Consider the following 23,134-nt stretch of genomic DNA (forward strand, 5'->3'; position numbering starts at 1 on the left):
CCAATAATCCTCAACCGAAGAATAAAGCCACCCCCCAAGGAGGGAGCCGAGCATGGCCAAGCGGCGCTTCAAGAACAAGAAGGTCCGGTTCGTGGCGATCGGCACGGCGATCACGAGTGGAGCGGCCGCCGCCATCGTGCTGCTGCCGTCGGCGGACGCCGCGGAGCCGGAGACACGAAGGACGGTCTCGGGGCCCGAGGAAATCATGAGGATGTGTGAAAGGGCCAGGGTGCTCGAGGGCAAACCGCAGAACACCTCGGATTTTGGCGGCGGGGGGGTTGGCGGCCCCGGTTTCGAGGCCGACAGCTGTGACTTCGTCGAGACGGATCACGAGGAATTCAACGGGCCCACGGAGAAGGTCACGATCGACTTCCCGAACTGCCCCCCGGACGTCAACCCCGAGGCGGTAGCCGATGGGTCATGGACCGCATCTGTGGCTCAGGGCCAAGGCAAGTACAAGGCGACGCAGCAAGGCGCCGCAGGCGGACTTTTCGGAGCCTTGACCGGCGCCTGGGTGAGTCACAGGGCAACGCTGGACATGACCATCAGGACGGTAACCGCCAGCGAGACGATAAACAGGCCGATACCTGAGGGCAAGGTGCTCTTTGTGGAGTTCACGCCCAAGATGCAGCGCATGACGGGCAAATGGGTCGTGAAGATCGACGCCAAGCCGGCGACGACCGTCCTCAATGCCGTCCCCGAGCAGATCTTCGAGGCGGAAGAGGTCGTCGAGGGTCCCGTCATCCTTCCGGGGGCCGCGGGCGCGCCCGGGACCCCGGACGGCCTGATCGAGACCAAGCTCAAGGACTGCTAGGCCCGCGGACCCCCACGATCCGTAAAGGAGACACACCATGACACGCGCAGGCCGCAGCGGCAGCCACCGCAGCAAGAAGAAGCGCCTCACCCTCATCCTGGCCCCGGTGGCCGCCCTCGCAGTGGCGGTTCCCCTCATGGCCAACGCGGGCGCGGCCACTCCCAGCGAGGTGGACGCCGACTGCAAGAGCGACTCGGACCGGCTGGAGAACTGTGAGTTCATCCCCGTCCAGAACCAGAAGAACAGTTTCGGCCCCAATGAGCGGGTGTCCAAACCGGACACCAACTGCGGAAGCGACACTTCGCAGACGAAGGCCTTCAGCGTCAGCGGCCAGGTGACCAGGATCATGCAGACGGAGGAGGGTTCCGTCTTCACCGGCGGCGCCATGCTGGCGAGCTCGATGTTCGAAGTGGGCATCCAGTTCAGCGAACAGGACATCAACATCAAGCGCGACGACACGACGACCGGCTTCACCCAAACCCTGAGGGGCGCGCTGCTGCCCGACCACATCGGCTTCTTCATGTGGTCACACAAGCGCGTCGACGTGAGTGGATACCTCAAGGCCACCTACAAGGAAGAGCAAGACGGCCAGAAGGTGTTCTTCTCCCCCAGTGAGGGATCCACGGACGTCCACGTCTTCTACCCGCAGCTCCTCAAGAACGGAACCCCTGACGGCCGCCTCTGGCTGCGCAACGTCAAGTGCGGGACGCCGCAGGCCGACGCAATCCTCAACGACGGGAACAGCCTCCGCATCGAGCCCGGATTCGAAGAAGGCGGGGAGAACGTCGTCGACGTCGAAGTCCCGCTGCCAGAGACGTCTTCGTAGAAGAGAAGCAAGCAGGAAGCAGCGACAGAAAAGACGAGGCGCACGGAATACTCGACTGGCCCCCGCGGTTCCGCGGGGGTCTTTCCTTCTGCGAATCAAGATGATCAGGGACCACTCACCAGAAGCCGAGCGTCAGCGGGCCAGGGCCCTCTGGCTACCACCGCGTGCGGCCCCCAGCCACCGCAGCACCGCCTCCGTGCCGCCCCGGACGTCGAGCTTGGCATAGATGTTGCTGAGGTTGTTACGGATGGTCTTCTCGGTCAGGCTCAGCCGCAAGGCGATCTCCTGGGCGCCCATGCCGGTCGACAGCAGCTCCATGATCTGCCGCTCGCGGGGCGAGAGCAGGGTCCACGTCCGTTCCTCGGTGTCCCCCTCGGGCAGGGTCGGGGCCATACGCCGGGCGCCGTCCCTCAGGGCCGCGCAGGCGGCCGGGGAGAAATGGGTGTGCCCCTTCGTAGCGCCCATGGCCACCCCGGAGAGCGAGCAGGTGCCGTAGTCGCCCTCGACCAGATAGCTGGTGGCCCCACCGCGAAAGACATTGACGACCGTCTCGGTGTCCCGATGCGGACTGATGACGATCACGGGGGTGTCCGTGCCGCCCAAGACGTCCAGCAGCCTCGGCAGGGCGTCCGAGGGGTCCCGGCAGGGCAGGAGGACAACGTCCACGACGTCACGGAGGGAGCCGCCCAGCGAGTGGTGGGGCGGGGGCACATACACTATCCGGCCCACGTACAAGTCGTCCGGGGCCGGCCAGCCACGGTGCGGCCAGTCGGCCTCGGCACAGGCCACGGCGACGGTCAACAAGGAGTTCGTGCTGACGTGCCTGGAAGATCGCATATCGCGTGTCCCCTCCGCCAAGTCATGACGTCAGTTCATACGGACCCACCGCCGCATCTGTTCAAGGTTCAAGCTCCAAACTTCGATCTCCAAGCATCAGGCTGCCAGACAGCCTGTCCGGATCACCGCAGCAGCGGCGCGACCTCTGTGCCGAAAGCGGCTATCTGATCGGTGAGTTCGGTACGGCTCCGGCTGCGGAACCGCACCTGGATCTGGTCCACGCCCATCGCACGGTACGCCCGGAGGGACTCGGCGAGTCTCTGCGCACCGCCGGCGAGGGTGCGCCGCCCGACGTCCCATCCGGGGGCGCCGACGTACAGCGGCTCGGCGATGGCACCGATGGCGAACGGCCCCTGGATGTCGGCCTCTTCGCGCAGGCGCCGTATCCGGGCGATCTGCGCGGGCAGCCTGTCCCGCGGATCACCCTGTGGAAGCCAGCCGTCACCCTTGAGCGCGGCCCGGCGCACAGCGGCCGGGGACGACCCGCCGACCCACAGCGGGATGTGTTCCTGGGTCGGCCGGGGACGCTGGCCCAGCCCCTCGAAGTCGTAGAGCTTGCCGTGGTGTTCGGGAAACTCGTCCGGCCCGAGGGCGGCGCGCAGGGCGTCGACGCACTCGTCCAGCACGAGCCCTCGCCGCTCGAAGTCCACCCCCAGCGCCTCGAACTCCTCCCGCACATGCCCGGCCCCGACCCCGAGGATCAGCCGCCCCCCACAGAGGTGGTCGAGGGTGGCGTACTGCTTGGCGGTGAGGAGCGGATGCCGCAGCCCGACGACGGCGACATGGCTGAGCAGCCGCACCCGCTCGGTGACCCCGGCCAGGAAGGCGAGGGTGGCGACAGGGTCGTACCACACCGTGCTCATCGCGGACGCGAGCCGGCGCGGGATGGCCACGTGGTCGCAGCCGGCGAGGTAGGCGAAGCCGGAGCGGTCGGCGGTGCGGGCGATGTCGACGAGGTCCTCCGCCCCTGCCCCCGCCTCCCACCCCTCGGCATAGATCGTGCTCTGGGACTGGACAGGGAGCTGCATCCCGAAGCGGAGCGGCGCGCTCAAGAGGCACCGCCCGGGCCGGCCCACAGCCCGTCCTCCGTCAGCCCCAGCAGCTCGATCGCGTTGCGCCGTACGATCCGGTCGACCACGTCCGGGTCCAGGTGCCCCATCTGGGCCTCGCCGACCTGGCGGGACTCGGGCCAGGTGGAGTCGGAGTGGGGGTAGTCGGTCTCGTACAGGACATTGCCGACGCCGATGGAGTCCAGGTTCCTGAGCCCGAAGGCGTCGTCGAAGAAGCAGCCGTACACATGCTCGGCGAAGAGCTCGGACGGCGGCCGGTGGACCTTGTCCGCGACCCCGCCCCACCCGCGGTTCTCCTCCCACACCACATCGGCGCGCTCCAGGATGTACGGAATCCAGCCGATCTGCCCCTCCGCGTACATCACCTTCAGCCCCGGGAAGCGCTCGAACTTGCCGCTCATCAGCCAGTCCACCATCGAGAAGCAGCAGTTGGCGAAGGTGATGGTGGAGCCGACGGCGGGCGGCGCATCGGCCGAGGTGGAGGGCATACGGCTGCTGGAGCCGATGTGCATGGCGATGACCGTGCCGGTCTCGGCGCAGGCGGCGAGGAAGGGGTCCCAGTCGTCGGTGTGGACGGAGGGCAGGCCGAGGTGCGGGGGTATCTCGGAGAAGGCGACGGCGCGGACACCGCGGGCGGCGTTGCGCCGGACTTCCGCGGCCGCCAGTTCGGCGTCCCAGAGGGGGATGAGGATCAGCGGGATGAGCCGCCCCTGCGCCGCCGGGCCGCACCACTCCTCCACCATCCAGTCGTTGTAGACCTGGACGCCGAGCAGCCCCAGCTCCCGGTCCTTGGCCTCGGTGAAGGTCTGGCCGCAGAAGCGGGGGAAGGTGGGGAAGCAGACGGCGGACTGGACGTGGTTGACGTCCATGTCGGCGAGGCGCTGCGGGACGTCGTACGAGCCCGGGCGCATCTGCTCGTACGTGATGACTTCGAGCTTGATCTCGTCCCTGCTGTACCCGACGGCGGTGTCGAGGCGGGTGAGGGGCCGGTGCAGGTCTTCGTAGATCCACCAGTCGCCGACCGGGCCGTCGTCCCCCGGTCGCCCCATGACGGGCTTGAACCGCCCGCCCAGGAAGCTCATTTCCTTCAGTGGCGCACGAACGATACGAGGGCCGGTGTCCAAGTACTTCTTGGGGAGCCGGTCCTGCCAGACGTTCGGGGGCTCCACGGTGTGGTCGTCGACGGAGATGATCCTCGGGAAGTTCCCGTCGGCGACCGCGGCGGCGGTTTGGTTCTCCATGGTCTCCATACGGGGCACGGTAGCGCCGATCTGACGGTCCGTCAGCTCCTGCTGCCCGGGTTCGATTGTGTGCGAACGTGTGAGGAGAGGGTGTGAGGACCTTGTGGCATCCCGTGCGGCGGCCTGTGATCGCTGTCTCCCACGGCTGACGCATCCGCCACGAACAAGGCAAACTGGCGTAGTTGTCAGGGAAGCTAGGGGGCGGCGATGAGCGATGTTCCGCGTGTGCCGGAGCAGCGGGGTCCCGGGGAGCCGACGGCACCGGCCGTACCGGCGGCGCTGCGCTTCAGTGTGCTCGGCCCGGTGCGCGCCTGGAGAGGGGCGGAAACCCTGCCCACCGGTTCACCACAGCAACGCGCCCTGCTGGCCGCGCTGTTGCTCCGCGAGGGCCGTACCGCCACCGCGAGCGAGCTGATCGACGCCCTGTGGGGCGACGAACCGCCGTCCCAGGCCCTGGCCGCCGTACGCACCTACGCGTCCCGCCTCCGCAAGGTCCTCTCCGCCGGGGTGCTGGTCAGCGAGTCGGGCGGCTACGCGATCCGCGGGCTGCGCGAGGTCTCCCTGGACCTGACCCTGGCCCAGGAGCTGGCCGCGGACGCCGAGAAGGCCAGGAGCTCCGGGGACCTGTGCCAGGCCCGGAACCTCCTGAACAAGGCGCTGAGCCTGTGGGACGGCGAGGTCCTCGCCGGGGTCCCCGGACCGTACGCCGACACCCAGCGCACCCGCCTGGAGGAATGGCGGCTGGGGCTGGTCGAGTCGCGCCTCGACATGGACCTCGAACAGGGCTGCCACGCGGAGGCGGTCTCGGAACTGACGGCCCTGACAGCGGCGCACCCCCTGCGCGAACGGCTCCGCGAACTGCTGATGCTGGCGCTGTACCGCAGCGGCCGCCAGGCGGAGGCCCTCGCCGTCTACGCCGACACCCGGCGCCTGCTCGCCGAGGAGCTGGGGGTCGACCCGCGCCCGGGCCTGAGCGAGCTCCAGCAACGGATCCTCCAGGCGGACCCCGGCCTCGCGGAACCCTCCGCCCCCCTGACCCCGGAGCCCTCCACCACTCCGGTCAGGCCCGCCCAGCTCCCGGCGACGGTCTCCGACTTCACCGGACGCGCGTCCTTCGTCTCCGAGCTGAGCGACGTGCTCTCCTCCGCCTCCGCCACCGAGGGCCGGGTGATGGCCGTGTCGGCCCTCGCCGGGATCGGGGGCGTCGGCAAGACGACCCTCGCGGTGCACGTGGCCCACCAGGCGCGGGGTGCCTTCCTGGACGGGCAGCTGTACGTCGACCTCCAGGGGGCGGGGGCACGAGCGGCCGAACCGGAGACGGTGCTCGGCGCCTTCCTCCGGGCCCTGGGCACGGCCGACTCGGCGATCCCGGACACCCTGGAGGAACGCTCGGCGCTGTACCGCTCCGTCCTCGACGGCCGCCGCGTCCTGATCCTCCTGGACAACGCCCGCGACGCCGCCCAGATCCGCCCCCTGCTCCCGGGCACGGCGGGCTGCGCGGCACTCGTGACCTCCCGGGTACGGATGGTGGACCTCGCCGGGGCCCACCTCGTCGACCTGGACGTGATGTCACCCGAGGAAGCGCTGCTGCTGTTCACGAGGATCGTGGGCGAGGAGCGGGTCGCCTCGGAGCGGGAGGCCGCGCTCGACGTCGTGGCGGCCTGCGGTTTTCTGCCCCTGGCCATCCGCATCGCCGCGTCCCGCCTGGCCGCCCGCCGTACGTGGACGGTGTCGGTCCTGGCCGCCAAGCTGGCGGACGAGCGGCGTCGGCTGGACGAACTCCAGGCCGGCGACCTCGCCGTCAAGGCCACCTTCGAACTCGGCTACGGAGCCCTGGAACCCACCCAGGCCCGCGCCTTCCGCCTCCTGGGCCTGGCCGACGGCCCGGACATCTCCCTCGCCGCGGCCGCCGCCGTACTGGACCTCCCGGTGCACGAGACGGAGGACCTCCTGGAGTCCCTCGTCGACACCTCCCTCCTGGAATCGGCCGCGCCCGGCCGCTACCGCTACCACGACCTGGTCCGGCTCTACGCGCGTGCCTGCGCGGAACGGGACGAGTGGCCGCCGGGGGAGCGGGAGGCGGCGATGTCGCGGTTGCTGGACTTCTACTTGGCCACGGCGGCACAGGTGTACGCGATCGAGCGCCCCGGTGATCGGACCGTGGACCACCTGGAAGTCACCGAACACGCGGGCCAGGAGTTCAGCGACGACGCCAGGGCACTGGACTGGCTGCACTCCGAGGCGGCCTGCATTCTGGCGTGCGTACAGCAGTCCCTCGGGCCGGGGAGGCTGCGTCGGGGCGTCGACCTCCTTCTGGCTTCCAAGGACTTGGCGGAGTCGGGAGCCGGCTCGCTGACCTATGAGGCGGCAACACGGGCGGCACGAGACGCCGCCGACACCCTGGAGGACGCGCACGCGGCAGGTCGTGCCCGTGTCACGCTCACCCAAGTACTGATCAAGGCAGGCCAGTTCGACGAGGCCGCTGAGGAAGCGACGCGCGCCATCACCCTCGGCCGGGCCGCGAACGATCCTTGGACCAGCGGAAACGCCCCCAATGAGCTGGGCATCATCGCCGTCTGCAAGCACGAGCACGCCGCAGGCGAGGCACACCTCCTCAAGGCGATCGACGCCTTCCGCGAGGACGACAACCGCCCCGGCGAGGCAAGCGCGCTGTGCAACCTCTCGCGCGTGCTCGTCTCCATGGGCCGCACGTCGGCGGCCATCGAACTCGTCCAGCAGGGCATCGCCATCTACGACGAGCTGGGCCTCACCGTCCGCCTCGCCAACGCGAGGTACGCCCTGGGGATCGCGCTGAGCCACGGGGGGCGTACGACCGAGGCTCTGGAGGAGTTCGCCGAAGCGCTCAAGATGTTCGTCGAGAACCGGCAGCGCCTCTGGGAAGGAACCACCCACTTCCGTCTGGCTCAGGTGCACCTCTCCGCCCGCCGACCCGCGCAGGCCGCGCAGCACGCCGAGCAAGCCCTCAGCACCGGATGCATCGGCGGTGACTGGATGCGGGCGAACGTGCTGACCCTCCTGGGCAGGTCCCTCGATGCTCTGGGGCAGGTGGACCGCGCACGAGCCTGCTGGCGCGAAGCACTCGGCATTCACGAACAGTCGGGGGCGTCCGAAGCCGCTGAGCTACGCCGTCTCCTCACTCCGGTCGCGGCAGCCTGACCCCTCTCCGAGCGGCGTTCATCGAACGTTTATGGCCGGCTGCCATTCTCAGTACATCGACCCGTCGCGTCGGGGGGCAGGCGGATCGGTACGGGCCCCACGGCCAAGGTGAGCGGCCCTGGAACGCCCGCTCGGCGACCCTCGGGGGAGTTGCCGAGCGGGCGTTCGACACAGCAGACCTTCGATCCACGGGAGTTCCACCATGAGTGACGCCAAGAAGAACGAGGACATCACCACTCTGGACAGCCACGCGCCCGCCCCGCCGGCCAAGGACGCCGTAGCCACCCCGGACGACAGCCACGCGCCCGCGCCCGGCACGGACACGATCACCACGCTCGACAGCCACGCGCCGGCTCCGCCGAAGGATGCCTTCACCACTATGGACAGCCACGCGCCCGCTCCGCCCGCCCTCGACCTCGACGGCGGCAAGTAAGGACCTTCATCCCAACGGGGATCGGCCGCGGCGGCGCGGAGGGGGAGCCGTCGCGGCCGAGGCGTGTCCGGGGGAGTTCACGTCGATCCGTAGCGGGACCGCGTCACAGCGCAACGACTCGAACCGTCTCCCCGCACAGTTTCGTCATATCGTCCTCGTCGGACGTGTAGAGGACCACGTTCCCGCCCAGCCGCCCGGCGATCACGGCCAGGGCCGCGTCGATCGCGTACTTGTGTCCGTGCAGCCCGGTGTCCCTCAGCAGCGCGATCGCCTTCTCAGCCACGTCCCGCGTGACCGGCTCGACAACGATCCGGGACATCGCCCACGCCCAGGCAACATGCTGCACCTGCCCGCGGTAGGCCTCGATCAGGGTCATGGAACTCGTGACGACGCGGATGCCTGAGCGGTGGGCCCGAGTAAGCCGCGTGGTCATCTTTCGCTCGCGCCGAGCCGCCCGGGACAGGGCCTCGCAGTCCAGCACAAAGGTGTTGACGTGCATCAGCCCGCCAACGGGAGGTGCGAATCGCCGCCCGCGTCCAAGCCCGCATTGCGCTCGGCGAAATAGCGCTCATGCTCCCGCAGCTCCGCTTCGGCCTCCGCGAGCTCGGCCTCGGTCAGCGGGCCACCCTGCTCCTGCATCCACTCGACCAGCTCCCCCAACCGGTCCTGCTCCCGCTGACGCTCTATGGCCTGCGTGACATACGCGCTGAAATTGCCCGCCCCCACCTCACCCCGGATCTCCTCGGCGAGTTCCTCCGGCAGTGTCACGGTGTACTTCTTGGTCGCCATACCAGTCACCATACCAACATCCGCCGCCATCAACCCGCCGCTCACTCCGCCTCCGCCAGCCCGCGCCCCGACTCGTCGTCGCCCGTGGCGTGCAGCAGGACCGGAAGGGCGCGCGGGTCGGGGTCGGTGACCTCGACGCGGGTGCGGGCGCCCGTACGGGCCACGCATACGGAGACCCGGAGTACCCTCACCCACGTGCACCCACGCGCCGGATCACGTTGCCCACCAGCTCCGTGACGCAGAGCTGAAGCTCGGCGCCCTGGTCACCCAGACGCTCCCGTACGGCCCGCCGCAGGCCGCGCACCGCCTCAGGAAATGCCAGAAGATCCACTTCCAGGCACATCTCCGGACGTACCTCCGCGCACATCTCAGTCACTGTGCCGCCGCCTTCCGGAGGACAGCGGCCGGCTTGTACGCCGTCGCGGTGTTGCAGCTGCCGAGCGCGATGAGCCCGCCCGAGGTCCCGTACCGCCTCGCGAAACCCGGCAGATCCACACAGAGGGACGGCAACGTGATGCCGCGCTCGGCGAGGGCGGCGCGCAGTTCCTCCGCGCAGAGGGTCGCGTCGTAGACGGTGGGGGCCGCCTCCTGGTCGCGGCTCGGCGCCTGGCTCGGTTCACGGTTCGGCTGCATGGGGCGTATGCCTTTCCGGCCTTTCCGGTCCGTGCGCTCTGTGCGCTCTGTGACGAATCACTCACACAGTGGCGTGATGCCGCGTACCGTGAAAGGGATTCAGGTTGCGCAGCGCAACCGGCAAAGAGGTGGTGGTGAGTTGTGCCCTCCCGTAAGGAACCCAACGCGTCGGCGAACGTCCCTTCCTTCTACGGCGCCGAGTTGCGCTACCAGAGGGAGCGGGCGGAGCTGACGCTGGAGCAGTTGGCCGAGGGGAGTTTCCGCGGCATCTCCTTCCTGAGCCAGATCGAGCGTGGGGAACGGCGCATGCCGCTCGACCTGGCCCGGCATGTCGACCGGAAGCTCGGCACGGACGGCTTCTTCGAGCGGCGCTGTGAAGACGCCCGCAAGGCACGGCAGTCGGGGCACGCGGAGTACTTCGCCGACGTGGCGGAGATGGAGCAGCATGCAGAGACGATCGAGGAGTGGGCGCCGATGCTGGTGCCCGGTCTGCTCCAGACCAAGGCGTACGCCGAGGGAGTTGTGCACACCTCGCTGCCCTGGCTGCCTCCCGAGACCGTCGACAAGCAGGTACAGGCCCGCCTGGAGCGCGCGGACATCTGGGACCGCGAGGAACGCCCGGCGTTCTGGGCCGTCCTGCACGAGTCGCTGATCCGCAAGCCGCTGCTACCGCCGGAGGAGATGGCCGAGCAGTTGGAGCACATCGCGCACGTGATCCGCTCCACCCAGAGCGTTGTGCAACTCCTCCCGGAAGCAGCGAACGCCCACCCGTTCATGATGGGCATGACCAAGGTCATGACCTTCCCGGACGCACCTCCCGTGGTCTACACCGAAGGGCTTCACAGCGGCCAACTCATCGACTATCCGGCTCTCGTTAAGAGCTACCGCAGGTCGTACGATCTACTCAGGGCCACGGCGCTTCCGCCGGAGGAATCCCTGGCCACGATCGAACAAGCCGCAGAGGACTACCGAAATGGCAAGCACACAGGCTGACCTGAGCGCAGCCCGGTGGCGTAAGAGCAGCTACAGCAACGGAAGCGGCGGCGACTGCGTCGAGGTAGCCCAGGGCCTCCCCGGCGTCGTCCCCGTACGCGACTCGAAGCAGGCCCAGGACGGCCCCGTACTCCCCTTCCGCCCTTCCGCCTGGTCCCACTTCCTCACCACGCTGAAGCTCTGACACACCTGACCCCATTTGGCAGATTTGGCTCACCACCTCACGCCCACGCCCCCGTCATCACTGGGCACCGCCACCCGGCAAGCGAGCCAAACCTGCCAATCACCGCGCCGGACACCGGCCCTCAGCGGTTGTCCACAGGGCCCCTTCACGCCTTCCTGCTCTCCGGCATCCTGGAGCCGTGGAACGCGGGGAGCTGAGGGAGCTGGTCGACGGCGGTGTGCTGCTGACTTCCCGTGCCCTGAAGTCCGGTTGGTCACGGCCGACGCTCACCCGGGTCCTGCGGGCGAAGGGCTGGACTCCGCTGCGGAGCGGAGCCTGGGGCGAGCCGGGGCGGGAACCGGACCTCGTGATACGGCTCCGGGCAATGCAACTCCTTGAGCCTCGGCTGGTCGTGAGCCACCGCTCGGCAGCCGCGCTCTGGCTGATCGAGATGCTCCCGCCTGCCTCCGGCACGCCGCTTGAGTTCGTCGACCCCGAGCGCACCCTGCGCCGGGAAGGGGCGGGCGTACGCGTGCACCGCGTCCCCCTTGCCCCGGGCGACGTGACTGAACGGCGGGGCCTGCGAACCACGGGCCCGGTCCGTACCCTCGCCGACCTCCTCCGCGCCGGGCCGAGGGACGACGCGCTCGTCGCCGTGGACTCGGCGCTCACCCGGCGTACGGTCGGTGGGGTGCGGCGTGCTCCGTTCACGACGCTCGCCGCACTCACCACCGCGCTCGACAGCGGCCCTCTCCGGGGAGCGGTCAGGGCCCGGCACCGGCTGGAGCTCGCCGACCCGCGCTCCGGGTCGCCGGCCGAGACGATCGCACGCCTGCGCATGCGCGACGCCGGCCTCCGCCCCAAGACCCAGACCGAGTTGCACACCCCCGACGGCCGCCGCCGCTACCTGGACTTCCTCTTCCGGGCTGAGGGTCTGGGGGTGGAGATCGAGGGCTACGCCTACCACGGCAACCGTGAGGCCCACCGCCGTGACGTCGACCGCTTCAACGCGATCCTCCAGTGCCCGGAGGTTCGAGGTCTCCTCCGGTTCACCGCCGAAGACGTCTTCCACCGACCCGCTCACATGGTCGAGAAGATCCGGGCCGCCCTCGTCCGCCTCCGCCCGGGAGTCGGCCCATCGGCCATGGGTGAGTGACTGGCCTTGGACGTACGAACTGTACGAATCCCTAGAATCCCCTCAGCCCCTCAGCCCCTCAGCCCCTCAGCCCCTCAGCCCCTCAGCCGGCGGAACGAACCCCTCCGCCCTCTCCCACGTCCCAGTACCGATCGATGCGGACATGGGACATCAGGGGAAGGGGAAAGCATGGACAAGCGCAGGATCACCAAGGGCGCCACGGGCGCTGCCGCCACCGTGTTGGCACTCGGTGCGCTTCAGGGGGCCAGTGCGAGGGCCGATGCGGGGGTCGACGGGGAGACCGCGTCGGCCGCCACCACGGCCACCACGGCCACCACTGCTCCCACCGTGTGCGTGGGGACGCAGCCAGAGGGCAGCCTGCCCCACTGGGGTCCCAAGGGGAACTACCCCGACGACACCCCGCTGTACCGGGTAATGAAGTACATCAGCGAGACCGCCAAGGACTACCCGGGCGCCTTCACCGGTTTCTCGATCGACGACGCGAACCACGCCATGGACATGTACCGCATCTCTCCCGAGGAGTCCAAGGAGGCCAAGGACTTGGACGCCGACATCTGCGCCGCCGCCGAGAAGGGCGTGACGATACGGCTGCACGACACCGATGTGACCGAGAAGGAACTCAAGGCCCTCGTCGACCGGATCGGCGGCGACATGGACCGCTGGAAGGGCACGCTCATGATCTGGGGGGTCGGCATGGACACTCACTCCGTGGTCGTGGGCGTCTCCGACCCCGCGAAGGCCGAGCCGGTCCTCAGGGAGGCCTACGGTGCGGAGGCCATGAGGCACATCAAGATCGAGCAGTCGGAGCAGGCCGTCACTCTGGACCTCGGGCGGTGACCGTACCCGGAGTGCCAGGACCACCCGGAGCGCCAGGACCGCCCAGAGTGCCCTGAGCACCCTGGGTGCCCTGACAGTGACCGTGAACCTCACAGCCCCCGGGCCCGCCCCCGCAACTCCCCCTTCACCACCTTCCCGCTCGCATTCCGCGGCAACTCCCCCACGAACTCCACCACCCGAGGCACCTTGTAGTTCGCCATCTCCCGCCGTGCCCAGGCGATCAGGTCGTCCCCCGTCAAAGTCGCCCCCGCCCGCCGTACGACGAACGCCTTGCCGACCTCCCCCAGCCGAGGATCCGGCACGCCGATCACCGCCACGTCGGCCACATCGGGATGCAGGCCCAGCAGTTGCTCTATCTCGGCGGGGTAGGCGTTGAAGCCGCCCACGATGAACATGTCCTTGATCCGGTCGGTGATGCGGAGGTTGCCCGCCTCGTCCAGGACGCCCACATCACCGGTCTTCAGCCACCCGTTCCCTGTCATCACCCTCTCCGTGCCGGCCGGGTCCTCGAAGTACCCCCGCATGACGTTGAAGCCGCGAACAAGCACCTCACCCGGCGAACCGGCGGGCAGCGCGGCCCCCGAAGGCCCGACCACCTTCACTTCCGCACCCGGAATCGCCCGCCCGGACGTCGACGCGATCACCGAGGGCTCGTCACCCCGCCGGCACATGGTCACGATCCCGCTCGCTTCCGACAGCCCGTACGCCGTGAGCACCGTCTCGATCCGCAGCTCGGCCCGCAGTCGCTCGACCAGCCGCAACGGCACCACCGCCGCCCCGGTCACCACCAGCCGCAGAGCCGACAGATCGTGGTCGTCACGCGACGGGTGGTCCAGGAGGGACTGGTGGAGCGTGGGGGGACCCGGCAGGACGGAGATGCGCTCGGAGGCGACGTTCGCGAGCACCGTGTCCACGTTGAACACCGGCTGCGGGATCATCGTCGCGCCCCGCATCAGGCAGGCCAGGACGCCCGCCTTGTAGCCGAAGGTGTGGAAGAAGGGATTGACGATCAGGTAGCGGTCGCCCTCCCTCAACCCCGCCAGGTCGCACCACACCTCGTATGCCCGCAGCGTCTGCCCGTGCGTGATCACCGCACCCTTGGGGCGGCCCGTCGTACCGGAGGTGAAGATGATGTCCGACGGCGAGTCCCCCGACAGGGCGGCCTCCCGGTCGCGGACCGCCTCCGGCCCCACCCCGTCACCGCTCGCGAGGAAGTCCTTCCAGGTACGGAAGTCGGCCGGAGCGTCATCGGCGAGCACCACCACCTGCTCCAGGTGCGGCAGCCCCGCGAGCGGTCCGGCGCCGCCCTCTCCCTCTCCCGCCGCCCGCCGCAGCGAGGCCACGTACGACGTCCCCAGGAACGTCCCCGTCACGAACAGCAGCTTCGCCCGGCTGCGCGCGAGGACGTCCGCCGTCTCGGCGCCCTTGAAACGGGTGTTGAGCGGGACGAGGACCGCGCCCGCCGACACCGCGCCGAGCGCGGAGACGATCCAGTCGAGGGAGTTGGGCGCCCAGACGCCCACCCGGTCGCCACAGCGCACCCCGTTCGCGACGCACGCAGCCGCCGCACGTTCCACGCGCGCGCCCAACTCCGCGTACGAGATCCGCGTACGGCCGTCCACGACCGCCTCGACCGCACCGAACCGCTCGGCTGCCGACCGGACCAGGCCCGGAATGCTGCCCCATTCACCGACCCAGTCGCCGCCCCCTTCACTGCCCCCCTCGCCGACCCATTCCACGTCACCGCGCACAGCGAGCCTCCCTGCCCGAACGCACCACAAACACCAGGAGCCGGATTAGCTGACTACCCGTCAGATTAGCTGTAGCCTGACGCCCTGTCAGCCGCCCCGGGGCACCCCCGGGACACCCCCGGAGCTCTCGTGGAGGTGCCTGCGCATGGCCACGTTCAAGGACGCGACCGCCGTCGTCGGGATCGGGCAGACAGCCTTCGCCCGCCAACTCCCCGAGGATGAAAGGGCTCTGGCCTGCCGTGCCGTCCTCGCCGCCCTCGACGACGCCGGGATCGCGCCGAGCGAGGTGGACGGTCTCGCCTCCTACACGATGGAGGAGACCGACGAGGTCGAGCTCGCGAAGGCCGTCGGGTTCGGCGACCTCACCTTCTTCAGCAAGGTCGGGTACGGCGGCGGGGGCTCCTGCGCCACCGTCGCGCATCTCGCCGCCGCGATCGCCGCCGGTCAGGCCACCGTCGGCGTCGCCTGGCGGTCACGGAAGAGGGGCTCCGGTCCCCGCCCCTGGACGAACACCGCCGTCCAACTCCCCACCCCGGCCCAGTGGACCCGCCCGTACGGCCTCCTCCGGCCCGCCGACGAGATCGCCATGCTCGCCCGCCGCTATATGCACGAGTACGGCGCCACGCGCGACCATCTCTTCAACGTCGCCCTCGCCTGCCGCAACCGCGCGAACCAGAACCCGGCGGCCATCATGTACGAGCGGCCGCTCACCCGGGACATGTATATGACCTCCCGGTGGGTCAGCGAACCCCTCTGCCTCTTCGACAACTGCCTTGAAACGGATGGGGCGTTGGCCTGCGTGATCGTCTCCGCCGAGCGGGCCCGGGACTGCCGCCGCAGACCCGTCTACGTCCACTCCGCCGCCCAGGGCCTGCCCGCCCAGCACCACGGCATGGTCAACTACTGGAACGACGACCCCCTCACCGGCCCCGCCTGGACCGCCGCCCGACACCTGTGGAAACACGCGGACTTCACGGCCGAGGACATAGACGTCGCCCAGATCTACGACGCGTTCACGCCCCTCATACCGCTCTCGCTGGAGGGGTACGGGTTCTGCGGGCGCGGCGAAGGCGGCGCGTTCACCGAGGGGGGCGCGCTCGAAATCGGCGGGCAGTTGCCCATCAACACCGGTGGCGGCGGGCTGAGCGAGGCGTACGTCCATGGCTTCAACCTCATCAACGAGGGCGTGAAGCAACTCCGCGGCACCAGCACCGCCCAGGTACCCGACGCCGCCACCTGCCTGGTCACGGCCGGCGAGGGAGTCCCCACTTCCGCACTGCTCCTGAGGAGTTGAGCGCCATGACCTCCATATCCAGCCACCGCCCCGACCTCCTCACCCCCACCCCCGACGACGACGGCGCTCCCTTCCACCAGTACGCCGCCCAGGGTGAGCTGAGAATCCAGGCCTGCGCCGACTGCGGCGAACTCCGCTTCCCGCCCCGCCCCTGCTGCCCGCACTGCCAGTCGTTCGGGAGTGAGTGGCGCAGGATGAGCGGCAAGGGGCGTATCTGGTCGTACGTCGTCCCGCACCCGCCCCTCCTCCCCGCCTACGCGGCCCAGGCGCCGTACAACGTGATCCTCGTCGAACTCGCCGACGCCCCGCGCATCCGCCTCGTCGGCAACCTCGTCACCGAGGCCGACGCGCCGCTCGACTCCGTGCCGCCGGAACGCGTCCGTATCGGCGCCCGCGTGCAGGTGGTGTTCGGGCGGTCGGGGCTGCCCCAATGGGCACTGCCCCAGTGGGTACGGGAGCGGCCATGAGCCTCACCATCACGTCCCACGAGGACACCGGCGTCGCGGTCGTCACCCTCGACCGGCCCGGGAAACTCAACGCCATCGACCTCGACATGGCCGCCGAACTCACCTCGGCCTGGCGGCAGTTCAGATACGACGACTCCGTACGGGCCCTCGTCCTGACCGGCGCGGGCGAGCGGGCGTTCTGCACGGGGATCGACCGGGAGGCGGACGTTCCGCAGCCCAACTCCCCCTACATGGCCGACGATCCGCTCCTCACTGTCGGCCCGAAGGCGAACGACCTGTGGAAGCCGGTCGTCGCGGCCGTGCGCGGCATGGCGTGCGGCGGGGCCTTCTACCTCCTCGGCGAGGCGGACTTCGTCGTCGCCGACGAGACGGCGACCTTCTTCGATCCGCACACCACGTACGGCATGGTCAGCGCGTACGAGTCGATGCTCATGGCGCAGCGGATGCCGTTCGGGGAGGTGGCGCGGATGGCGTTGATGGGGACGGCGGAGCGGATCTCGGCGCGGCGGGCGTACGAGACCGGGCTGGTGTCCGAACTCACCGCCCCCGGCGACGCGCTGAAGGCCGCCGTGCGCTGCGCCGAGGTCATCGCCTCGTACCCGCCGGACGCCGTCCAGGGCACCGTACGCGCCTGCTGGGCGGCCAAGGAGGCGGCACGCGCGCAGGCCTTCGCGCAGGCGCCGCATCTCATCGCGCTGGGCAATCTGCCGGCCGAGCGGCAGGGGGAGCTGTTCGCCGGGCGACGGCGGTCAGGGGCGGGATCGGGGTCGGACGGGTTCCGGGTGCGGTAAGGCGCCGGGCTTCGGTCAGTAGGTCCGGTCGGTAGGTCCGGTCAGTACGTCCGCTCGGCGACCGGATCCAGCCGGCAGTGGTCGACCTCGGCGGCGCTCTTCTCTGTGCTCTTCTCTGTGCTCTCCTCGGTGCTCTCCACGGCGTTCGCCACCTTGATCCGCATGCTCACCTTCTCCTTCGCGGGCACGGTGACCTCCTCGACGGAGCCACTGACCGTGAGGTCGTTCGCGTCCTCGAAGACGAGGTGGACCTCGAAGGTGGTCTCGACGGTGTTGGGGTTGGTGACCTCGACGGTCGCGTACGGCTCCCGCACGGTCGCGCAGCTGATCAGCTTCGCCGTCCCGTCCTTGAGCGCCTTGCCGGAGCCGGAACTGCCGCCGCTGCTACCGCCGTTGCTGGAACTGCCACTGCTGCCGCCGTACGAGTCGTCGTCGTAGGAGTCGTCGTCAGAGTCGTCGCCCTTGGACACACCACCACCCGACGTCGACGACGAGCTGTCGTGATCCTGGGAGGAGGAACTGCAACCACCCCCACCTCCGCCGCTGCTGCCGTCACCGCCACCACTGCTGCTCCCGTGACCGCGTCCCGTCGAGAACCCGGTCAGGGCGAGCACCACCAGTGCCGATACCGCTGTGAACTTGAGCGTGTGCATGCGTGCGTACCCCCGTGCGGGCCCTCGCGCGGACCCCTGTTTGTGCATGCCAACACCCTACTCACTTCGGCCACTTGGCTTGCTCAGGTGGTCCGTGCCGTCCCCGTCCCCTTCTCCGCGTCGAGCGCGTACACGCACCGGTCCTTGCTGCAGGCGTACACGACCCCGTCCTTGACGACCGGGGAGCCGGTGATCTCGCCGCCGGTGGCGAGTTTCCAGCGGAGGCGTCCGTCGTCGGATTTCAGCGTGTACAGCAGATGGTCGGTGGAACCGAAGTGGATACGGCCGTCGGCGACCGCCGGTGAGCCGACAATGTCGCCGCCCGCCTGGAAGCGCCACTTGGGGGTGCCGGTGACGGCGTCCAGGGTGTAGAGCCCCTTGCCGCTGCCCACGTGGACGTGGCCCGCGGCGACGAGCACCGGTTCGAGGGAGGCACGGGACTCGGTGGCGATGCGCCAGCGGTCGCGGCCGTCGGTGGCGTCGAGGGCGTAGACCGTGCCGAGGTAGTCGGTGAGGTAGATGCCGCCGCCGGTCACCGCGGGGCCCGGTACGAAGGTGGGCGGGCACAGGAACACCGCGGGCGCCTCGAAGTGCCAGCGCACGTGGCCGCTCGCCACGTCGATGGCCAGCACGCGGGTGCCGGCGGAGACGTACACGTACCCGTCGGGCGCATGCGTCAGCCGGACCGGTACTCCGCCGCAGGAGGCCGCGTCGCCGATGGGGTACGTCCAGCGCTCCTCACCCGTACGGGCCTCCAGGGCGCGCAGCCGGGCGTCCTTCCAGATGTACACCGTGCCGTCCTGGACGACCGGGCCGGCCTCCGGGGACTCGAAGTCGGTCTGCGCGCCGGTGATCTCCCACAGCTTCTGGCCGTTGGAGGCCTCCCAGCCCTGTACGCCGCCGCCGCGCGTGCCGGTGACGACGGTGCCGCGGTCGGCCCTGAGCGCGTACACCCAGGCGTCCACCGACAGCCGCCACAGGTCGCCGCCCTCGCGGGCGTCCAGGGCGAAGAGGGTCGGCCCGTCGGAGGCGTGGATACGGCCGTCCGCGACCGCCATCGACCAGGCCACGTCCCGCGTCTTGAAACGGCGGCGGCCGGTGGCCACGTCCAGGGCGTGGACCTCGAAGGAGGTGACGTAGACGAGGTCGTCGGCGACCGACGGTGTCCCCCACACGTCGTTCGACATACGGAAACGCCACGGCCGCCAGCCGGACGCCTCCGGCGGTACCGGTGGGGCGGCGGGCGCGGGGTCGGCGCCGTTCACGCCGGCGCGCGGGCGCGCCCAGGAGGCCACGAGGCCCGCCTCCGGCGGGGGCGCCTTCACGGCGGCGGCGCGGGCGTCGGCGACACGCGGACCGGGCCCGATGGGCACCTGGGCGCCGGCGAGCCGCACGGGGCCGGTGTCGGGGGCGCCGACCGGCGCGGACGGGTGGGGCACGGGGGGCGGGTCGTACGGCGGGGGAGGCGGGGGTACGGGCACCCGGCCGCCTCCACCTCCGCCCATGCCTCCGCCGCTGCGTCCCCCGGGGTTCTGCGGCTTCGTCGCCGGGCGTCCCCCGCGGCGCGCCTCGATGAGGGTGACCGCCTTCTCGGGGAGCCAGGCGGAGGCCGTACCGCTGTCGTCGGAGCCGGAGCCGAAGAGGTGGGGTGCCAGCTGGGCCTGGAGGTCGGCCGGGTTGGGGCGGGCCGTCGCCTCCATCTGCATGCAGGACTCGATGAGCGGCCGCAGCTCCTCCGGGAGCCCGGTCAGGTCCGGCCCTTCACGCAGCAGCATGAAGACGGTCTCGACGGGGTTGGCGCCGTGGAAGGGCGCGTGCCCGGTGGCGGCGAAGACGAGCATGGACCCGAGCGAGAAGACGTCACTCGCCCCGGTCACGCTCCGCGAGTCCTTGGCCTGCTCGGGGGACATGTAGGCGGGGGTGCCGACGGCGACGTTGGTCATGGTCAAACGGGTGTTCGACACGCCGGACGCGATACCGAAGTCGATGACGCGCGGTCCGTCCTCGACGACGAGTACGTTCGAGGGCTTCAGGTCGCGGTGGACGAGCCCGGCGCCATGGATGGACTGGAGGGCCTCCGCCACGCCCGCCGCCAGCCAGCGCACCGCCTGGGCCGGGAGGGGCCCGCAGTCGGTCACTATCTCTTCGAGGGAGGGCGCGGGAACGTACGCGGTCGCGAGCCACGGCACGGCCGCGCGCGGGTCGGCGTCGACCACGGCCGCCGTGTAGAAGCCGGAGACGGCCCGTGCCGCCTCGACCTCACGTGTGAAACGGACCCGGAACAGCTGGTCCTCGGCCAGCTCCGTCCGGACCGTCTTGATCGCCACGCGCCGGCCGGACGCCGAGCGCGCCAGATAGACCAGCCCCATGCCGCCGGCACCCAGCCGTCCCAGCACCTCGAACGGCCCGATCCGCCGCGGATCGTGCTGCGTCAGCTGATCCACCACTTGCCTGCCACCTCCCCGTACGGACCGCGTCACCCACATAAGTACGCGACCCCGTGCAGCGTCTCACCACCGCACCGCCATGGCGGCACGCACCCCGATTCTTCCTGCCCCGGGCACCGGTTGCGAACCCGGGGGTGGAACGGGGTGTCTCAGGACAAAACCACGCCGTTCGTACGACGGGAAGCGGCCGCCCGGATGCTGGAACGCCCGGGAACAGCCGGTATCGGCACGTTGGCCGTCCGATATCGCCGGTATCTTCGGAGCGAGTGCCTCCGGTATCGGCTTGGTGTCAGTACGGTTGACGACAGTTGATGTCGGCGCGTCGTCCGTGCGCCGTCGGTGCACCGTCAGGTCTGCTCCAGGCCGACGTCAGACCTGGCTTCACTCTTGGCTTCAACCTTGAACTCGGCCTCACCCTCCCCCCGGCTTCAGGCTCATGTGTTTCCTTTGGGATCCGCAGTGATGTGTCGTCCGTTGGCCTCATGCCGGGTATCCGGTACCGGCGTCGGCGTCGTATGCGAGTGCGCAGATCGAATGTGTGACCTTTCTCAGGGTGTGTCGTTGATCGGATGACAGCACCACGGACGGGAAAGGGGGGTGCCGGTGAGCCGGAAGCTGCCGCTCGGCGAGGACGAGACGGCCCGCACCGCCTGTGCCAGTGGTCTGCTGCGTGCGGGTGTGGTGGAGCAGACGGGCGAGGTGCTGTCGGCCCCTGTGCTGGCCGAGCGGGTGGGCTGGGCGGCCGATCTGGTGTCCGCCATGGCCGCCGGGTTGCCGGCCGCGCACTGGACTGCCGCCGACTGTCCCAGCAGGTCCGCGGGCAGATCGTGGAACGGATGCGGCACCTGGCCATCGAGGCGGGCATCGCCGTCGTCACCGTCCCCGCCCAGGACACCTCCCGGCACTGCCCCCGCTGCCTGGTCCCGCTGCGCCACCGCACAGCCCCCGACCGGCCCACCACACCCGGCTGGAAGTGGGCGCTGTGCCCCAACCCGGACTGCGGCTGGCAGGGCGACCGCGACACCGGCGCCTGGCAGCGCATCGCCGCACGCGGCCTGACCCACCAGACCAAAACCGTCACCGACCGCGCCACCGGCACCCTGGTCATCCGCTCGGTGGTCGACAAGCTCGAAGCCCGAGCCGTGCTCACCCCGGCCACCCCCGAGACCCGCCGGGACCGGTCCAAGACCGGCCCCACCCGGCCACGTTCCACACGCCCCGCGCCCAGGGGACGCAGGGCACCCTCCCCCACCGGCCCCTCGGGTCCGGCGGGCAAGCGTCCGGCGGGACACGCTCACACGGGCCGGAGATCGCTGCCCCGCGCAGCCCACCGGCACCAGGGCGTGACGACGATCAGCACACCCACCCCCGGACTCCGTCCCGGGGGACCCCCATCCGGCCGACACCGGCCACGAGGAGCAGCACTGGGCGCAGGCTTCCACCTGCACGCCCACGCCACCCCGCCACAATGGGCACACCCCGTACCAGACACTACGTCTGACATGGGACACCTAAGCTGATCAGAGACGCTTGGCCTCGCGCTGGAGCAGCGCGAACGACGCCCCCTGACTGTCCGTGACCACCGCCACACGGCCGTACGACGCATCGAAGGGCGGGACCTGGACACGTCCACCCAGACGGCTGACGGTACCGAGTGCGGCCTCACAGTCCTCCACGCCGAAGTGCACGAGAAAGTGCGGCGGCATTTCGGCCGGAAACACGTCCGTGAGCGCGGCCCGGCCGAAGTCGGGGTCGGCGTCCGGGCCGAAGAGGGCCTCGTGGAAGAGGTTGCCGTAGAAGGAGTTGGCGGTCTCGACGTCCCGTGCGTAGAGCTCCGCCCAGGAGAAGGCGCCGGGTGTGTGCCTGCGCCCGAAACCAGGGTGCGTCCCCGCTTCCCACAGCCCGAAGACGGCACCCTCCGGGTCGGTCGCCAGCACCATGGTGCCGAGCGCCCCGACCCGCGTGGGCACACTGATCACCTGCCCACCGGCCGCCCGGACCCGCTCGGCAAAGGCCACGGCGTCCGGGGCGGCGAAGTACAGCGTCCAGACGGTGGGCATCCGTCCGTCCAACTTACGCACGAGCCCAGCGACGACGTCACCGTCGCGGTACGCCCAGACGGAGGCACCGTGCGCGTCCTGCGGGCTCTGCGGGGCCTGCGACGTCCGGAAACTCCACCCGAAGAGCTCACCGTAGAACCGCTTCCCCGCCTCGACATCGGGCAGCTGGGCATCCACCCAACAGGGCACACCCTCACCGAACCCGACATCCTCCGCCTTTTCGCCCATACGGCCAAGCTAACGGCCAATCACGGGTGGCGCGCGCCGCGAGGACCTGACGGTCGGCCGAGCGGCTGGACGGTTTCGCCCCCGCCGCCCCTACCCGTCCCATCCCCCAGGGGCTCCGCCCCTTCAACCCGGGCCCCCGGTGAGAGTGCGGGGCGGCACAGCTGATGGGTGCGGCCCGGCTGGAGCCGCGCCCCGTCAGGGCCGAGGGACTACGCCCCGTCAGAGCCGAGGGGGCTGTGCGCCCCGTAAGGGGCGCGGGGAACTGCGCGACCAGCCACACACAACCCGCAGCCACCCAACAACCCACACCACCCACCCACACACTGCCCACCCACTCCCAGCTCTCACCCACCCGGAACCGCCCCACCCAACTCCCACCCACAGAACTGCCCACCCACCCCCGCCCCCAGCGGGACCCCGGGGGCGCAGCCCTCAGGCGGGGTCGAAGGGGCGGAGCCCCTGGGGATGGGACGG

General features: G+C 70.2%; 25 protein-coding genes. 12 read left to right on the top strand and 13 right to left on the bottom strand.

From position 1 onward, the window contains the following. The first annotated feature begins 52 nt into the window (after window positions 1-52). Complete coding sequence (locus tag ACWD3C_RS12265) at window positions 53-814, top strand: hypothetical protein (RefSeq protein WP_451142833.1); 762 nt, start codon at window positions 53-55, stop codon at window positions 812-814. 37 nt (window positions 815-851) lie between these two features. After that, complete coding sequence (locus ACWD3C_RS12270) at window positions 852-1,640, top strand: hypothetical protein (protein ID WP_451142835.1); 789 nt, start codon at window positions 852-854, stop codon at window positions 1,638-1,640. Window positions 1,641-1,772: 132 nt separating this feature from the next. On the opposite strand, the gene ACWD3C_RS12275 is transcribed toward ACWD3C_RS12270, so the two are convergent. The 3 genes from ACWD3C_RS12275 to ACWD3C_RS12285 form a co-directional block, all read right to left on the bottom strand. Further along, a complete protein-coding gene (locus ACWD3C_RS12275; protein ID WP_451142837.1) occupies window positions 1,773-2,369 on the bottom strand; it encodes a LuxR C-terminal-related transcriptional regulator in 597 nt (198 codons plus the stop codon). 230 nt (window positions 2,370-2,599) lie between these two features. Next, complete coding sequence (locus ACWD3C_RS12280; protein ID WP_451142941.1) at window positions 2,600-3,505, bottom strand: LLM class F420-dependent oxidoreductase; 906 nt, start codon at window positions 3,503-3,505, stop codon at window positions 2,600-2,602. 20 nt (window positions 3,506-3,525) lie between these two features. Then, the gene (locus tag ACWD3C_RS12285; protein WP_451142839.1) at window positions 3,526-4,797 is read right to left on the bottom strand and encodes an amidohydrolase family protein; all 1,272 of its coding nucleotides are present in this window, start codon (window positions 4,795-4,797) and stop codon (window positions 3,526-3,528) included. Between the two features lie 198 nt (window positions 4,798-4,995). On the opposite strand from ACWD3C_RS12285, the gene ACWD3C_RS12290 reads away from it, so the two are divergent. Both ACWD3C_RS12290 and ACWD3C_RS12295 read left to right on the top strand, forming a co-directional pair. Continuing rightward, complete coding sequence (locus tag ACWD3C_RS12290; protein WP_451142841.1) at window positions 4,996-7,965, top strand: AfsR/SARP family transcriptional regulator; 2,970 nt, start codon at window positions 4,996-4,998, stop codon at window positions 7,963-7,965. Window positions 7,966-8,167: 202 nt separating this feature from the next. Next, the gene (locus ACWD3C_RS12295; protein WP_451142843.1) at window positions 8,168-8,398 is read left to right on the top strand and encodes a sigma-like protein; all 231 of its coding nucleotides are present in this window, start codon (window positions 8,168-8,170) and stop codon (window positions 8,396-8,398) included. 103 nt (window positions 8,399-8,501) lie between these two features. Here ACWD3C_RS12295 and ACWD3C_RS12300 read toward each other — a convergent pair whose 3' ends face one another. The 5 genes from ACWD3C_RS12300 to ACWD3C_RS12320 are packed head-to-tail and all read right to left on the bottom strand — an operon-like array spanning window position 8,502 to window position 9,820. Next, a complete protein-coding gene (locus ACWD3C_RS12300) occupies window positions 8,502-8,897 on the bottom strand; it encodes a PIN domain-containing protein (RefSeq protein ID WP_451142845.1) in 396 nt (131 codons plus the stop codon). Beyond that, complete coding sequence (locus ACWD3C_RS12305; protein WP_451142847.1) at window positions 8,897-9,187, bottom strand: hypothetical protein; 291 nt, start codon at window positions 9,185-9,187, stop codon at window positions 8,897-8,899. Before ACWD3C_RS12305 ends, ACWD3C_RS12300 begins: the two co-directional genes overlap by 1 nt. Window positions 9,188-9,228: 41 nt before the next feature. Further along, a complete protein-coding gene (locus tag ACWD3C_RS12310; RefSeq protein ID WP_451142849.1) occupies window positions 9,229-9,378 on the bottom strand; it encodes a hypothetical protein in 150 nt (49 codons plus the stop codon). After that, window positions 9,375-9,554 carry a hypothetical protein gene (locus ACWD3C_RS12315; protein WP_451142851.1) on the bottom strand — a complete coding sequence of 60 codons (180 nt, stop codon included), beginning with the start codon at window positions 9,552-9,554 and terminating at the stop codon, window positions 9,375-9,377. Before ACWD3C_RS12315 ends, ACWD3C_RS12310 begins: the two co-directional genes overlap by 4 nt. A gap of 5 nt (window positions 9,555-9,559) precedes the next feature. Continuing rightward, entirely contained in the window at window positions 9,560-9,820 is a 261-nt protein-coding gene (locus ACWD3C_RS12320; RefSeq protein WP_451142853.1) for a hypothetical protein, read from the bottom strand. A 141-nt stretch (window positions 9,821-9,961) separates the two neighbouring features. On the opposite strand from ACWD3C_RS12320, the gene ACWD3C_RS12325 reads away from it, so the two are divergent. The 4 genes from ACWD3C_RS12325 (at window position 9,962) to ACWD3C_RS12340 (ending at window position 12,969) form a co-directional block, all read left to right on the top strand. Continuing rightward, window positions 9,962-10,813 carry a helix-turn-helix domain-containing protein gene (locus tag ACWD3C_RS12325; protein ID WP_451142855.1) on the top strand — a complete coding sequence of 284 codons (852 nt, stop codon included), beginning with the start codon at window positions 9,962-9,964 and terminating at the stop codon, window positions 10,811-10,813. Further along, entirely contained in the window at window positions 10,794-10,997 is a 204-nt protein-coding gene (locus ACWD3C_RS12330; protein ID WP_451142857.1) for a DUF397 domain-containing protein, read from the top strand. The genes ACWD3C_RS12325 and ACWD3C_RS12330 overlap by 20 nt, the downstream gene beginning before the upstream one ends. Window positions 10,998-11,175: 178 nt before the next feature. Beyond that, window positions 11,176-12,132, top strand: a complete 957-nt coding sequence (locus ACWD3C_RS12335) for a hypothetical protein (RefSeq protein WP_451142859.1) — start codon at window positions 11,176-11,178, stop codon at window positions 12,130-12,132. Window positions 12,133-12,300: 168 nt separating this feature from the next. Beyond that, window positions 12,301-12,969: a hypothetical protein gene (locus tag ACWD3C_RS12340; protein WP_451142861.1), complete on the top strand. Its 669-nt coding sequence runs from the start codon at window positions 12,301-12,303 to the stop codon at window positions 12,967-12,969. Window positions 12,970-13,058: 89 nt separating this feature from the next. On the opposite strand, the gene ACWD3C_RS12345 is transcribed toward ACWD3C_RS12340, so the two are convergent. Then, window positions 13,059-14,708 (bottom strand): FadD3 family acyl-CoA ligase, encoded by a 1,650-nt coding sequence (locus ACWD3C_RS12345; protein WP_451142943.1) that lies wholly within the window; start codon window positions 14,706-14,708, stop codon window positions 13,059-13,061. Between the two features lie 157 nt (window positions 14,709-14,865). Between ACWD3C_RS12345 and ACWD3C_RS12350 the strand changes: the two genes are divergently transcribed. Genes ACWD3C_RS12350 through ACWD3C_RS12360 form a run of 3 tightly spaced genes read left to right on the top strand, consistent with a single transcriptional unit; the run spans window position 14,866 to window position 17,272 of the window. Continuing rightward, a complete protein-coding gene (locus ACWD3C_RS12350) occupies window positions 14,866-16,014 on the top strand; it encodes a lipid-transfer protein (protein WP_451142863.1) in 1,149 nt (382 codons plus the stop codon). Window positions 16,015-16,019: 5 nt separating this feature from the next. Beyond that, a complete protein-coding gene (locus ACWD3C_RS12355; RefSeq protein WP_451142865.1) occupies window positions 16,020-16,481 on the top strand; it encodes a Zn-ribbon domain-containing OB-fold protein in 462 nt (153 codons plus the stop codon). Continuing rightward, window positions 16,478-17,272 carry an enoyl-CoA hydratase/isomerase family protein gene (locus ACWD3C_RS12360; protein ID WP_451142867.1) on the top strand — a complete coding sequence of 265 codons (795 nt, stop codon included), beginning with the start codon at window positions 16,478-16,480 and terminating at the stop codon, window positions 17,270-17,272. The genes ACWD3C_RS12355 and ACWD3C_RS12360 overlap by 4 nt, the downstream gene beginning before the upstream one ends. Window positions 17,273-17,313: 41 nt before the next feature. Here ACWD3C_RS12360 and ACWD3C_RS12365 read toward each other — a convergent pair whose 3' ends face one another. The 3 genes from ACWD3C_RS12365 to ACWD3C_RS12375 all read right to left on the bottom strand — a co-directional run bounded on the left by ACWD3C_RS12365 (window position 17,314) and on the right by ACWD3C_RS12375 (window position 21,217). After that, window positions 17,314-17,925 carry a hypothetical protein gene (locus ACWD3C_RS12365; RefSeq protein ID WP_451142869.1) on the bottom strand — a complete coding sequence of 204 codons (612 nt, stop codon included), beginning with the start codon at window positions 17,923-17,925 and terminating at the stop codon, window positions 17,314-17,316. An 83-nt stretch (window positions 17,926-18,008) separates the two neighbouring features. Further along, window positions 18,009-20,372, bottom strand: coding sequence for an outer membrane protein assembly factor BamB family protein (locus ACWD3C_RS12370; protein WP_451142871.1), 2,364 nt, complete (start codon window positions 20,370-20,372; stop codon window positions 18,009-18,011). Window positions 20,373-20,920: 548 nt separating this feature from the next. Then, window positions 20,921-21,217 carry a hypothetical protein gene (locus ACWD3C_RS12375; RefSeq protein WP_451142873.1) on the bottom strand — a complete coding sequence of 99 codons (297 nt, stop codon included), beginning with the start codon at window positions 21,215-21,217 and terminating at the stop codon, window positions 20,921-20,923. On the opposite strand from ACWD3C_RS12375, the gene ACWD3C_RS12380 reads away from it, so the two are divergent. Next, entirely contained in the window at window positions 21,209-21,892 is a 684-nt protein-coding gene (locus tag ACWD3C_RS12380) for a zinc ribbon domain-containing protein (protein ID WP_451142875.1), read from the top strand. The two genes, ACWD3C_RS12375 and ACWD3C_RS12380, sit on opposite strands and share 9 nt — an antisense overlap. Here ACWD3C_RS12380 and ACWD3C_RS12385 read toward each other — a convergent pair whose 3' ends face one another. Beyond that, window positions 21,893-22,660 (bottom strand): VOC family protein, encoded by a 768-nt coding sequence (locus tag ACWD3C_RS12385; protein WP_451142877.1) that lies wholly within the window; start codon window positions 22,658-22,660, stop codon window positions 21,893-21,895. It abuts the gene before it with no gap. Between the last annotated feature and the right edge of the window lie 474 nt (window positions 22,661-23,134).

The organism is Streptomyces sp. NPDC002845, assembly GCF_053591955.1.